This is a genomic window from Neobacillus sp. NPDC093182, assembly GCF_044754045.1.
On record NZ_JBIVOI010000012.1, the window covers coordinates 146,302 to 158,690 of the forward strand.

Annotated in this window: 13 protein-coding genes; 5 read left to right on the forward strand and 8 right to left on the reverse strand. The window is 39.7% G+C overall.

Going from position 1 to position 12,389, the window contains the following annotated elements:
* Positions 1-268: 268 nt before the first annotated feature.
* The gene (locus ACIQAA_RS21265; RefSeq protein ID WP_402623324.1) at positions 269-754 is read left to right on the forward strand and encodes a hypothetical protein; all 486 of its coding nucleotides are present in this window, start codon (positions 269-271) and stop codon (positions 752-754) included.
* Positions 755-821: 67 nt separating this feature from the next.
* Here ACIQAA_RS21265 and ACIQAA_RS21270 read toward each other — a convergent pair whose 3' ends face one another.
* The 5 genes from ACIQAA_RS21270 to ACIQAA_RS21290 are packed head-to-tail and all read right to left on the reverse strand — an operon-like array spanning position 822 to position 4,796.
* Positions 822-1,127, reverse strand: a complete 306-nt coding sequence (locus ACIQAA_RS21270; protein ID WP_402623327.1) for an antibiotic biosynthesis monooxygenase family protein — start codon at positions 1,125-1,127, stop codon at positions 822-824.
* A 50-nt stretch (positions 1,128-1,177) separates the two neighbouring features.
* Entirely contained in the window at positions 1,178-2,125 is a 948-nt protein-coding gene (locus ACIQAA_RS21275; protein ID WP_402623329.1) for a siderophore ABC transporter substrate-binding protein, read from the reverse strand.
* A 19-nt stretch (positions 2,126-2,144) separates the two neighbouring features.
* A complete protein-coding gene (locus tag ACIQAA_RS21280; protein ID WP_402623331.1) occupies positions 2,145-2,906 on the reverse strand; it encodes an iron ABC transporter ATP-binding protein in 762 nt (253 codons plus the stop codon).
* Positions 2,903-3,853, reverse strand: coding sequence for an iron chelate uptake ABC transporter family permease subunit (locus ACIQAA_RS21285; RefSeq protein ID WP_402623334.1), 951 nt, complete (start codon positions 3,851-3,853; stop codon positions 2,903-2,905). Before ACIQAA_RS21285 ends, ACIQAA_RS21280 begins: the two co-directional genes overlap by 4 nt.
* Positions 3,846-4,796 carry an ABC transporter permease gene (locus ACIQAA_RS21290; protein WP_402623336.1) on the reverse strand — a complete coding sequence of 317 codons (951 nt, stop codon included), beginning with the start codon at positions 4,794-4,796 and terminating at the stop codon, positions 3,846-3,848. The genes ACIQAA_RS21285 and ACIQAA_RS21290 overlap by 8 nt, the downstream gene beginning before the upstream one ends.
* 337 nt (positions 4,797-5,133) lie before the next feature.
* Between ACIQAA_RS21290 and ACIQAA_RS21295 the strand changes: the two genes are divergently transcribed.
* Both ACIQAA_RS21295 and ACIQAA_RS21300 read left to right on the forward strand, forming a co-directional pair.
* Positions 5,134-5,877 (forward strand): C39 family peptidase, encoded by a 744-nt coding sequence (locus ACIQAA_RS21295; RefSeq protein WP_402623338.1) that lies wholly within the window; start codon positions 5,134-5,136, stop codon positions 5,875-5,877.
* A gap of 73 nt (positions 5,878-5,950) precedes the next feature.
* Positions 5,951-6,436, forward strand: coding sequence for a redoxin domain-containing protein (locus ACIQAA_RS21300; protein WP_402623340.1), 486 nt, complete (start codon positions 5,951-5,953; stop codon positions 6,434-6,436).
* A 47-nt stretch (positions 6,437-6,483) separates the two neighbouring features.
* On the opposite strand, the gene ACIQAA_RS21305 is transcribed toward ACIQAA_RS21300, so the two are convergent.
* Positions 6,484-6,798 carry a DMT family transporter gene (locus tag ACIQAA_RS21305; protein WP_402623343.1) on the reverse strand — a complete coding sequence of 105 codons (315 nt, stop codon included), beginning with the start codon at positions 6,796-6,798 and terminating at the stop codon, positions 6,484-6,486.
* On the reverse strand, positions 6,798-7,160 hold the full coding sequence (locus ACIQAA_RS21310) for a DMT family transporter (protein WP_402623344.1): 363 nt from the start codon (positions 7,158-7,160) through the stop codon (positions 6,798-6,800). Before ACIQAA_RS21310 ends, ACIQAA_RS21305 begins: the two co-directional genes overlap by 1 nt.
* A gap of 126 nt (positions 7,161-7,286) precedes the next feature.
* On the opposite strand from ACIQAA_RS21310, the gene ACIQAA_RS21315 reads away from it, so the two are divergent.
* Positions 7,287-9,059 (forward strand): ABC transporter ATP-binding protein, encoded by a 1,773-nt coding sequence (locus tag ACIQAA_RS21315; protein ID WP_402623346.1) that lies wholly within the window; start codon positions 7,287-7,289, stop codon positions 9,057-9,059.
* Positions 9,060-9,081: 22 nt separating this feature from the next.
* Here the strand turns inward: ACIQAA_RS21315 and ACIQAA_RS21320 are convergent, their stop codons facing one another.
* A complete protein-coding gene (locus ACIQAA_RS21320; protein WP_402623349.1) occupies positions 9,082-10,350 on the reverse strand; it encodes an MFS transporter in 1,269 nt (422 codons plus the stop codon).
* Between the two features lie 194 nt (positions 10,351-10,544).
* On the opposite strand from ACIQAA_RS21320, the gene ACIQAA_RS21325 reads away from it, so the two are divergent.
* Complete coding sequence (locus ACIQAA_RS21325; protein ID WP_402623351.1) at positions 10,545-12,383, forward strand: LTA synthase family protein; 1,839 nt, start codon at positions 10,545-10,547, stop codon at positions 12,381-12,383.
* Positions 12,384-12,389: the final 6 nt, after the last annotated feature.

Below are 12,389 nucleotides of genomic sequence, written 5' to 3' on the forward strand. Positions count from 1 at the left end.
TTCTTGTTCTCCCACACAAAGGACATGTTCCACGCCCTCTTGATGGCAGGTAGTTGATTGTTTTCCCTCTGTTCCTTTTCGCCATTTTCAACCCATCCCTATCGATATTAATCTTGTCTCTTTATCTAATGATGGACTGGCTGAAAGATTGTTAGGCATTTAATTGTTTTTGTAACAAAATTTAAAGATTTCTAATCCACCTATTTTCAATTTCTTCATACATAGTGGACTTCCGGTGGTTCATATAATGGTCGATGGAGGTGGGGTTATGGTGAGGCGAGTGTTGGCAGCTGCTGTGTTTGGCCTTTTGCTTGTTCTAGCTGGCTGTGGGGGAGCGGTTCAGGATGACATTTTAAATTATATAAATGAGGAGATGAAAACGGCACAAACCCTGGAGGATAAGGCTGTTTCAGCTTATGAAGGGGTTGCGGGGGTCAATTATACGGATGATCAAACAATGTATGACGCCTTGGTAAACGAGGTCATTCCAAACTATACGGATTTAATTTCTGAACTTGAGACCGTCAGTATTGAAAGTGATGAACTGAAGGAGGTCCATGAGATTTACCTTTCGGGTGCAAAACTCCAATTTAGTGCGTTTGAAAAAATAATGGAAGCCCTCGAAAAACAAGATGCCAGTTTGGTTGAAGAAGCCAATCAGCTTCTAGAAGAAGGACGTCTGCAAATCGAAGACTATAATGATAAACTGGATGAACTGGCAAAAGAACATAACGTAGAAATCGAAAAAGATTAATCAAAAGAGGCTGACACGTTTCGTTCACACCAAGTGAGCATTCGCGTCAGCCTCTCTCTATTTAAACTTAACCCTTTACATAGTAAAGGTCATGACTGGATTCAACAATATAATCAGGCTTCTCTGCCTTAGGCTTCGCCTTATGGCCGGCAATATGTTCAGGGCTCTTCTCCCAATTTTTCCAATCCTCTTCAGATTCCCATTGAACCATAACCATAACTTCCTCTTCGCCACGGCGAACCTTCTTAACCAAAATCTGTCTGCCAATATATCCAGGACGCTGAGCCAATAAACCTCCTCGGTTTGAAAAGTTCGCGACCACCTGATCGCTAAATCCCTCTTTAACTACAATTCTTCTCACTTGATAGAACATAAATATCCCTCCCTAAGAGTAAAGCCAGGCAGGAAACCTGGCTCGTAATTTTATAACGCCGCTTCAATTTCTTCAGCCATTAGTTTTACAGATTTTAAGCCGCCGCCACTTAGGTACCAAGTATCTGGATCTAAGTAAATAATCTTATCTTCTTTGAAGGAAGTTGTCTTTTTAACAAGCTCATTTTCGATTACTTTTTCAGCACCGGCTTCACCGCCTACTGCTGTGTTACGGTCAATAACAAACAATACCTCTGGATTTGTTTCCATAATGTATTCCATGGTAATGCTTTGACCATGCGTTGATACTTCAATTTTCTCATCTGCTGCAGCAAAACCATACACGTCATGGATAATACCAAAACGGGAGCTTGGTCCGTAAGCACTTACTTTTCCTTCATTCGCTAGGACGATTAATCCTTTTTTACCATTTTCAGAAGCCTTTTTATTTACCTCTTCAACGGTTGTGTTGATTTCTTCTAATGCACTTGCTACTTCTTCTTTTTTATCAAAAATTTCACCAACGAGGTTCATATTTTTCTCAAATGACTCCATGTATTTGGTATAATCTAATTCTACAAATACAGTTGGAGCAATTTCTGCAAACTGTTCATATAATTCTGCTTGACGGCCGCTGATGAAAATAACATCAGGCTGCATCGCATGAATCGCTTCAAAATCAGGCTCTTTTAAACTTCCTAGGTTTGTATATTTCTCACCAGCATATTTTTCTAAATATGGAGGAATAGCTGCTTGCGGAACACCAGTTACTTCGACACCTAATTCATCCAATGTATCAAGAATACCAAAGTCAAAAACAACTACTTTTTCTGGATTTTTATCGATTTCTACGTTCCCATACTTATGTTCAATGGTGATTTTTTCAGCTGCTGCCGGCTTTGCATCTGCTGGCTCTGCCTTACTCTCTTCCTTAGACCCGCATGCTGCTAATACTAAAATGATTGAAACCATTAAAACTAGAAAACTCCACTTTTTCATTCCTAAATCTCTCCTTTTATTATGAGCTAAAATATACACAAATTCTGCATCCATCCATTTTCTGAATGGGGATATCCATATCGTAAATCTCTTTTAATGCCGATGATTCGATAATTTCTTCCGTAGGTCCATCTTTCACGACCTTACCATCCTTCATTGCTACAATGCGGTCCGAATAAACCGAAGCAAAGTTGATATCATGCAACACGATGACAACTGTTTTTCCAAGTTCATCAACAAGCCGGCGCAGGATTTTCATAATTTGAACGGAATGCTTCATATCTAAATTGTTCAATGGTTCATCAAGCAAAATGTACTCTGTATCCTGAGCAATAACCATTGCGATAAACGCACGCTGCCTTTGACCACCAGATAATTCATCTAAAAAACTGTCCTGCATATCGGTGAGGTGCATATATTCAAGCGATTGGTCAACAATCCGTTCGTCTTCCTCCGTTAACCTCCCCTTCGAATAGGGAAAGCGTCCGAAGGATACGAGTTCGCGAATCGTCAGGCGGACATTAATATAATTGGACTGTTTAAGGATTGATACCTTCTTAGCAAAATCATTGGACTTCATCTTTTTTACATCAGATTTATCAATCAGCACTTCACCTGTATCCGAATCAAGAAGACGGCTCACCATTGATAGCAGAGTCGATTTACCTGCCCCATTTGGACCGATAAAGCTCGTAATTTTCCGCGGCTGAATATCCACGGTAACATCCTCAACAACCGACTTTTTACCATATAACTTTGACAAAGCTCGGACTTGTATCATACAGCTTTCCTCTCCTTCAGCAGTAAGTAGATGAAATACACTCCACCGATAAAATTAATAATCACACTTAACGTTGTCGAAAAAGTAAAGACCCGTTCGACCACCCATTGCCCTCCAACAAGAGCGATAATACTCATGAGGATTGCGCCTGTGATCAGTGTATTGTGTTTGTATGTTTTGAAAAATTGATACGATAGATTGGCCACAATTAAGCCAAAAAAGGTAATCGGCCCAACTAGAGCAGTCGAGATTGAAATGAAAACAGCTACGACGATAAGCATGTTTTTGACGATCGAATCATATGGAACCCCTAAATTGATCGCTGTATCACGGCCTAATGACAGGACGTCTAAATACTTTAAAAAACGCCATGCATAAACCATCACAAGAGCAACGATGACAATCGCCAGCCAAACTAAGTCTGAATTGATATTATTAAAACTCGCAAACATGCGGTCTTGAACGATTTGGAATTCATTCGGGTCAATCAGTACCTGGAAAAACGTTGAGATACTGGAGAAAAATGTACCCACAATGATTCCGACAAGCAATAAAAAGTAGATTGGCTGATTGCCCTTTTTAAATAAAAACTTGTATAAAAGAAGGGCAAAAACAATCATTACAACAACTGAAAGTAGGAAATTCACCTGTTTATTGACGATAATCATGTGCCCTGAGCCTAAAAAGAAAATAATTAAGGTTTGCAGGAGCATGTAAAGTGAATCTAACCCCATAATGCTCGGTGTCAAAATTTTGTTATGTGTTATCGTCTGGAAAACAACTGTTGCATAAGCGATTGTGACTCCGGTTAAAACCATCGCCAGTACTTTTATGGTTCGTTTTGGAAGAGCATATCCAAAACTCCCGTTTAATTCATGGAATAAATAGATGGCACACACTCCGGCAGCAATTAAGGCAAAGACAAGTAGTTTGATTGAGTTACGCATATGCCTTCCTCCGGAACAGTAAGTATAAGAAAATTCCGCTTCCAATTACCCCAACCATAAGACTGATTGAAATTTCGTATGGATAAATGAGCACTCTGCCCAAAATATCGCAAATCAGAAGGAAGATGGCCCCAAGGAGTGCTGTATGCGGCAATGTTTTTTGTAAGTGATCGCCTTTAAAAATCGATATGATATTTGGAATAATTAAGCCTAAAAACGGAATAATTCCGACGGTCAGAACTACCGTTGTCGTTACCAGTGCAACCAGGATAAGACCAATATTCACTATACGGCGATACGCAAGTCCAAGATTTTTTGAAAAATCCTCACCCATTCCAGCCACTGTAAAGCGGTTCGCATAGAAATAAGCAATAATTAAAATCGGAATACTTATGTAGAGCAATTCGTATCTGCCCTTCATAATCATTGAAAAATCTCCCTGCAGCCAAGCAGACATATTTTGAATGACGTCAGCACGATACGCGAAAAAAGTCGTCACTGAGGAAAGTATATTTCCGAACATCAAACCTACAAGCGGTATGAAAATGGCGTCCTTAAATTTAATTCGATCGAGAATTTGCATAAAAACAAATGTACCAGCAAGCGCGAAAACAAAGGCTACTGCCATTTTTTCAAGCATGGTTGCATTTGCAAACAACAGCATCGAAACAAGGATACCAAGACGCGTTGCGTCTAGTGTTCCAGCGGTAGTCGGTGAAACAAATTTGTTCCTGCTGAGCTGCTGCATAATCAAACCTGCAATACTCATCCCAGCTCCTGCAAGTAGGATTGCTACTAGCCTTGGCATTCGGCTGATAAGGAAAATCTGTGTCTCCTCTGATTGGAAATCTAACAAATCCAAGGGAGATATACTGCTAACCCCAACAAATAAGGAAGCAGCAGATAAGACGATTAATCCTAGTAGTAAATATCTTTTCTTCATCATTGCAGTCCCCAACATTTCTATTTTTCTATCATTCTCATTTTTAATGAGAATCCTTATCACTCAGAAACAAAAATAAATGACATTGAAAATCATTATCAACGTCTTATACATTTGATTATAAACAGTGTAATTTGTCTAGTCAATAAACAATCAAGAACTATTTTCACTGATTTCTGAATAATTTGTGACATAAACATGGTGTTTACCCCGTAAATCTAATATATGATTCCTAAGTTATCCACCTTTTGGCGGAGGATAACTCCATTCTATGGAGAATAGTAAATAGTATAAGAGACTTATAGAACGTTAGGTAAAATAAAAAGGAGTCGCTTACATGAAGAATCAGCAGCCAAAAAAGATATCATTGTTAAGCCTCCTATTATTCCTTCCAATCTACTATGCTTCTACCTCTCCGATTGAAACGAGCGCAGAATATACAGCTGCGGTTCATGTAGATCGGACAGTAGTTGTATATCAAAAGGAGCCCATTATGAAAGAAAGTATCCTATTAACTGTTCCAGTGCTGCAGCAATTCCCTGAGCTGCCAAGGGGATGTGAAGTAACCAGTTTGGCAATGTTACTTAATTTTGCTGGCGTTTCTGTTGATAAACTTACTCTGGCAGACGAGATTCCTAAGGTGCCTTATTTCAGTGATGGATACTTCGGAAATCCTCATCAGGGATTTGTCGGGAATATGTATACCTATAATCAGCCTGGATTAGGCGTTTACCACGAGGTAATTGAAGACCTTGCAGACAAATACCTCCCTAGCCAAATCGATAATCTTACTGGAGATCATTTTTCTTCTGTGCAAAAAAAGCTAAACGCAGGTAAACCTGTTTGGGTAATTGTCGGCAGTACATTTGCTTTTTTACCGGAAGAGCAATGGGAAACATGGAATACCAAAGAAGGAGAAATCAATATTACTCGCAGAATGCATTCTGTACTCGTCACCGGCTATGATGAAAACAACGTATACTTTAATGATCCATTTTTTCCAGACCAGAATAAATCAGCCAATTTTCAAGACTTTGTTATAAGCTGGACCCAATTTGGAAGCCAGGCGATATCCTATTAAGAATGGTGCCAGGCACCATTTTTTTTGTGTAATTTTTTAGAAAGATGGAAATCCTAGCAAAGGATATTGTTTCATGAATGGAGGAGTTATCTTGGAATCAACCTTGACGGTTGGGGATGCAGCCCCTGATTTTTCATTACCTGCAACAACAAAGGACCCCCTCGCTCTTTCGGATTATCTGGGAAAGACGAACGTGGTTATCGCCTTTTATGGGATGGATTTTACTCCCGGCTGAATTAAAGAAATAGCCTCTTGGAAAGAGGATTACAAGCGATTTGAACAGTTAGGTGCAGAAGTTATCGCAATCAGTGCGGATAGTATTCACTCGCACAGAGTTTTTGCTGCCAGTATGGCGACATTGCCTTATCCATTAGCCTCTGATTGGCAAAGGCAGACGATTAAGGACTATAAGGTGTATAACGAAAAAGGCGGCGTTGCGATCCGCTCCGTGTTTGTTGTCAATCGAGATGGAATTATTACTTATATGAACACCTCGTTTAAAGCCGACAAAAAAGAAGATTACGAAGCAGTATTTTCAGAGCTCGAAAAGCTAGCCTAGGCATAAAAGAAAACATCTTCCGATTATTCGAGAGATGTTTTCTTTATTTAATGAACGAGCTTCAAACCCACTACTGAAAATATAATACCAAGGATACACGCCATACGAAGCCGGCTTTTTGATTCTTTAAAGAAAACCATCCCTACTACTGCAGCTCCCACCGTTCCAATCCCTGTCCATACGGCATAGGCGGTTGATAATGGAATCGTCTCCATCGCCCGGACCAGAAGCTGAAAGCTCATGATGAAGCCGCCTATTAAAATGAAATAATTGATCCAGTTATTTTTTTCGGCGGTCCGTTTAAGACCTATTACTCCAACGACTTCAAAACATCCTCCTAGAATTAACATCAGCCAATCCATTAAACTTCGCCCTCCTTATTTGTTAATTTCAAGCCAATAATACAAGCCAAAAGTAATAAAATAAGGGCAACTCTAATTGGACTAACGGAGCCATTTTCAAACACAATCTCGACTATAACTGTTCCTATGGTGCCAATACCGGCAAATACAGCGTATACCGTCCCAACCGGTATCACTTTTGTCGCTCTTATAATTAATTCAAAACTTAATAAGATCGCGATAAGCACAACAAGAGAAGGAACTTCTTCATATTTAAAACCGCTTGCCCAGACAATCTCAAGAAGCCCCGCTAATATCACGTATAACCATGCTTTTGATTCATTCTTTGCCTTTGAATCAATTAACACTTTTGAATGACTCATCTTTATTATTCCTCTCTTTCCATTACTGCTCTATCTTACCAAATTATCATTTGCATATCATTCCTTATGAACGTATGATTGCTTATGAAAATCATTCTTTTCATATAGAGATTGGAGTCATAATAAATGAAGCAAAACAAGGATGGTTTAAAACCATTTATCTCTCTTATTTTATCTGCTAACATCCCAAAAACTGCGTTAGTTATCGGATTATCTGCAAGTCTTATTACGACACTTGCGGGTCTGCTTGTTCCAGTATTAACGAAAAACTTAGTAGATGGGTTCTCTGTAGCCTCGCTAAGTGTTCCACTCATGATTGGGATTGGCGCTGCATTCATATTCCAAGCAATCATCAGCGGAGTTTCTATTTACCTGTTAAGTTTTGTCGGGCAAAAAATTGTCGCCCGGCTCCGTGAAAAGATGTGGGTAAAATTAATTCGTTTACCAGTCAGTTATTTTGATAAACAATCCAGCGGTGAAACCGTCAGCCGGATTGTAAATGATACAAGTGTCGTTCGCGATTTAATTTCAAATCATTTTCCACAATTCATCTCAGGGATTATCTCCATAATCGGAGCAATCGTTATTCTATTGATAATGGATTGGAAAATGACACTGATGATGTTAATATCTGTTCCTCTCACGTTTAGTATTATGATGCCGCTCGGAAGGAAGATGGCAAAAATCTCCCGCGGCCTGCAGGATGAAACGGCCGCCTTTACAGGAAACATTCAACAAACACTAAGTGAAATACGTTTAATGAAGGCATCAACCGCAGAACCGCATGAACAGACAAAAGGAGTAACAGGCATCGGCAATTTGCTCGGTTTTGGTTTAAAAGAAGCACGAATCACCGCGTTAATCGCTCCCATCATGTACTTGGTTGTCATGATTGTCATCGTGATGATTATTGGGTACGGGGGCATGCGGGTGGCCAACGGAACGATGTCCACTGGTTCACTGGTTGCGTTCTTACTTTACCTTTTTCAAATCATTTTTCCGATTACAAGTTTCGCCATGTTCTTTACCCAGTTACAAAAGGCAAAAGGAGCTACCGAGCGGATTATCGATATCTTAAACCTGCCTCTAGAAGAAGGGCAGGAAGGGCTGGAACTAGACATCACGAATAAACCTATTCTCGTCAGCCATGTTTCATTTGCCTATAGCGATGATGAACCGGTTCTTGAAGATGTATCGTTTGAGGCACAGCCAGGCGAAATGATTGCCTTTGCTGGTCCTAGCGGCGGCGGAAAAACGACCATGTTCGGCTTAATTGAACGCTTTTACGAGCCCACCTCTGGAAAAATAATGGCAGGTGATATACCGATTACAGATTTATCCGTTCAAGCATGGCGCAGTCAGATTGGTTATGTTTCACAGGAAAGTGCGATGATGGCGGGAACCATCCGTGAAAATTTATGTTATGGGCTGCCAAATGGTCAATCGATTTCAGATGACCAGCTGTGGAAAGTGGCAGAGATGGCGTATGCAAGTGAATTTATTAGATCCTTTTCGGAAGGATTGGACACAGAGGTTGGCGAGCGCGGAGTAAAGCTTTCAGGCGGTCAAAGGCAGCGTATTGCGATTGCACGTGCCTTTTTACGTGACCCCAAGATACTAATGATGGACGAAGCAACGGCAAGCCTTGACAGCCAATCAGAAGGAATTGTTCAGCAGGCATTATCCCGGTTAATGGAAGGCCGTACTACCTTTGTAATTGCTCATCGCTTATCAACGATTGTAGACGCTGATAAAATCATTTTCATCGAGAAAGGGCGAGTCACCGGAATCGGGACTCATCTAGAATTAACTCAGTCACATAAATTATATCGTGAATTCGCAGAGCAGCAATTAACAAGCGGAGATCAAGAAAGTCAAAAAAAAGGTGCAGTAAGCTGAGCTTAATGCACCTTTTTATTTTCTAAGCCTGTGGCTGCTTCTCTGCGATTGAGAGGTTTGCCCCCTCCTCTTTTACGTTGAAAAGCGGAACAACCAGTAAGGACCCAATCAGAAATAATACACCAGAAATGGTATAAACACCAGATAATGTCAGCGGGATTTTCACAACACCCGCAGCCGACATTCCAATCACCATCATCCCCATAAACAACGGGCTCAGAACACCATTCACACGCCCTATGAATGCTTCTTCTGAATATTTTAGTATGATGGTGTTAATCCCAATATGAATACATGGAAAGAATATACCATTCAAAACTTGTAATACAAGTGTTACCGTAAAGCTTGTTGACCAGCCAATACTAACTGTAAACACCATGCTTGCGAAAATCCCAATTGCAAGAAGCTTTTGAGGTGAGATTTTCTTGGAAAAGGCCATGACAATACCACCGCCAGCTAGCATACCAATGCCGTTTGCCATTAACAGCCATTGCAGAGATTCCTTAGGCATTCCGAGTTTTTCAATGGTAATAAAAATCATTAACGGTGAAATCAACCCAACGGCTAAACCACAAACAGCAAAAATACCGCCCATTGATTTCAGTACTTTTTTTGACATTACATAACGGAAACCATCTGCTAGTTCTTTTTTAAAGTTGTTTTGAACTTCTGCTTTTTCTTTCTCCAAATCACGTGGCAGGAACATTAACACCAGTCCTGATAGTAAGAACATCGCACCCATAACACCAATCGAAATGTAAATTCCATATTTTTGATAAACAAGTGTTCCAATTACAGGACCGATGACCATGAATATTGCCATCAACGATTGGAATATGGCCATAACGGATTGCAGCTGTTCACCTGGTACATGCTGCTTTAGTAGTTTCATTGCGGAAGGCATGGAAAATTGAGATAAAATAGCTGAAATTAGCGTTGCTAAGAATATTGCCTGCCATGAGCCAAAAAGCAGGGCCAACAGTACCAGTCCGATCGATAAAGCGGACAACATATCGCACCAAACCATTGTCAATTTAGGCTTCCATCTGTCAGCAAAAGTCCCGCCAATAAATGAAAAAATAAATATCGGGGTAAACTCTACAACCGATATCAATGAAACATAAACCGGATCATTATCGGTAATATCGGTCACGTATAGTAAAATCGCAAAATTCCTTATCCAGATTCCTAACTGGAGTAAAAAGTTTGAAGACATAATGGCTAATACAATTCGATTTGAAAATATATTCCCAGTAGAAATGGATGACGTGCCTTGATTGTTAACCTCCATCGTATTCCTCCCTTTAATTCTTTATAAAGTTATTTTTGCCAAAATTCTGCATAATCATATCATATTGGAAAATTTATTTCAGCGGATAACCAAGGTTTCAGAAAATTAATTATTTATTTCCTATTATTAGTTGATAGTATTGTAGAAGTTTTGATAAGTTTAAGAGAGAAGAGTATCTTTTTGAGGTGTTTTCTATGAATAAGATTTCGAGTGCTGGTTTCCATCATCCAATTGTATTGCTATTGTTTGTTTTGTTTATAAAAATTTACGCCTTCCAGGTTGTGGTTTTTGAAAACATATCGTTTTTTCATGTGTTAGTTGTTGAGTTTCCAATGTGGGCTCTTGTTTTATCGGTCCTCATGCTATTTTTCAAAAAACGGACTTGGTTAGCCATATGGCTTTATAGCTTAATCCTGTCAGTTCTGTTCATTGTCGTTGTTTATTATACACGGTATTTTTCAACAGTACCATCTTATTATGATGTCAAACAAATTTATCAATCCAACTCAGTTGGAGGCACAGTTGCCTTGCTTGGCAGTCCTTATGACTTTTTATTTTTCTTAGATACGGTCTTAATCGTCCCACTTATTTGGTTTTTCAAGAAAAAGTCCACGTCCTTTGCCTCAGCAAAGAGATGGGCAGTGAGTTTTGGCTGTATCGGACTGATCATGACTGTTATCGCTTTTTGCTATCCGTTAATTGATGTATCCTATTTTGCAAAGAAGCATGGCTATATCCAATCTCAATTCGTTCAAGCGTATGAAAACAGCGTTGGGACAGCCTTAGCCAGCCAGGAGTACATGTCTGAAAAAGAACTTGAAAGTTTAAAAGGCAATACCTATGTCCCAGCTGCTGAACACAGCACATTTGGTCTTGCCAAAAACCGCCATGTTTTTATTATCCAATGGGAGTCGTTACAGGAATTCACCATTAATCAAAGGATTAATGGTCAGGAAATCACACCACATTTAAATGCACTCTTAAAAGAAAGTGCCTATTTCGATAATGTTTATCAGCAAATTGGGGCAGGTAACACATCTGACGCTGAATGGCTCATGCATACCTCCTTATACCCAGAAGGCATGGATCCAACGGTCAATACCCTTGAGGGTGAAGAGATTCCTTCACTAGTTTGGACTCTAAAAAAGAATGGCTACGGCGCTGCAACCTATCATGCCGATGATATTACCTATTGGAGTCGTGATAAGTTATATCCCGCACTGGGATTTGATTATATCTACACTAGTAATGAGATTCCAAACGAAAAAGAAATCGGCTTTGGTCCCGCAGATGAAGTGCTGTTTAACTTTGTGGACGAACAGCTGAAAAAACAGTTGAAGACTCACGAGAAAATGTATTCGAATATTATTACGCTGACAAGCCATACACCATTTGAAATGCCTGAAGAATACGCGTTTCTAGACTTACCAGAAAACTATAAAGAAACGTATGTAGGGAACTATTTTCAATCAGTTCGTTATACGGATGAACAAATTGGCTTATTCATCAAACAGCTAAAAAAGCTTGGAATCTATGATGAATCGGTTATTCTGATTTATGGTGATCACTCTGGGCTTCATGGTGCACCTGTTACCGAAAAAGATAAAACCCTATTAAAAGAGGTGTTAGGTCATGAATATACTATGCAGGACCGCTTTGTTGTACCCGTGTTATTTACGGTTCCTGGTCTCTTTACTGGTGAAAAATATTCCCACCTCGGCGGGCAAATTGACCTAATGCCGACCCTATTAAACTTACTCGGCATAGAACACGATACCCAGATGATTGGCCACAATCTTTTTCACTATAAAAAGAACCTGCTTGGAATGCGCTATTACCTGCCAGGAGGATCGTTTATTAGTGATAAAACTTTTTACACAGCACCAAGTGCGAAGCATCCTGCCTCCATCTATGACCGAAAAACTATGAAGAAAACAAAAAACACCAATCGACTTCAAGAAAGAATCGATAACACCTTATCCATCATGGAGTATTCCGATTATATCCGCAAAGAACAAACAGAAGATAAGTAAAGGACC